The 1,029-nt window shown below is 66.4% G+C and carries 1 protein-coding gene; it reads left to right on the top strand.

The window, feature by feature from the left end; all coding sequences use genetic code 11:
- Positions 1 to 7: 7 nt before the first annotated feature.
- The coding region (locus ABD299_RS24815) for a condensation domain-containing protein (RefSeq protein WP_344267011.1) at positions 8 to 1,029 on the top strand (1,022 nt) is incomplete at its 3' end.

The raw sequence follows: 1,029 nt of genomic DNA, 5'->3' as shown, positions 1-1,029 counted from the left end.
CGAAGCTGTGTGGCCGTTGTCCCCGTTGCAGTCCGGTTTGTATTTTCATGGTGTGTTGAGTGAGGGTGGGGTGGATGTTTATCAGATGCAGACGGTGTTGGAGTTGGGGGGTGTGGTGAGGCTGGAGGATTTGAGGGCGGCGTGTGGTGGGGTGCTGGCGCGGCATGCTGGTTTGCGGGTGGGTTTTGTTCAGGTGTCGTCCGGGCGGGTGGTGCAGGTGGTTCCGCGGCGGGTGGAGGTGCCGTGGGAGGTGGTGGATCTCTCGGGCGTGCCGGAGGGGGAGCGGGGCGGTGCGGTGGATCGTTTTCTGGAGCGTGATCAGGAGCGGCGTTTCGTGTTGTCGGAGGCGCCGTTGGTGCGGTTCGCGGTTCTGCGTCTATCGGAGCGGCGTCATGTATTTGTGATGACGGCGCATCATGTCATTCTCGATGGGTGGTCTTTGCCCTTGGTTCTGCGTGACATCTTTGCGTTGTACGGGTCTCGCGGGGCACTGCCGCGGGCGGCGCAGTACGGGGATTTCCTCGGGTGGCTGGAGGGACAGGACCGGGGGGCGGCTGAGAGAGCGTGGCGGGAGGCGTTGGAGGGTGTGGAGGGTCCGACGTTGGTGGCTCCGGGGGTGGGTGAGGGTGAGGGCGGGCTGCCGGAGCGGGTGGTGGTGTGTCTGCCGCGTGAGGTGACGGGGGATCTGGCGGCGATGGCGCGGGGGCGTGGGCTGACGTTGAACTCGGTGGTGCAGGGGGCGTGGGCGTTGCTGCTGGCGGGGATGACGGGGCGGGGTGATGTGGTGTTCGGGGCGACGGTGTCGGGGCGTCCGCCTGAGCTGGCGGGAGTGGAGGAGATCGTCGGCCTCTTGATCAACACGGTTCCGGTGCGGGTGCGGTTGGACCCGGCGGAGCCGCTGGCCGGTCTGCTGGAGCGGATCCAGCGAGAGCAGTCGGCTCTCGCGCCGCATCAGTATCTGGGGTTGAGCGATATCCACCGGCTGGCTGGACACCCTCAGCTTTTCGACACCACCACCGTCTTCGAGAA

The organism is Streptomyces sodiiphilus, assembly GCF_039529215.1.
In the GTDB taxonomy this organism is placed as follows: Bacteria; Actinomycetota; Actinomycetes; order Streptomycetales; family Streptomycetaceae; genus Streptomyces; species Streptomyces sodiiphilus.
The sequence above is the reverse complement of the archived record's forward strand: the minus strand, read 5'-3'. Positions and strand labels throughout refer to the sequence as shown.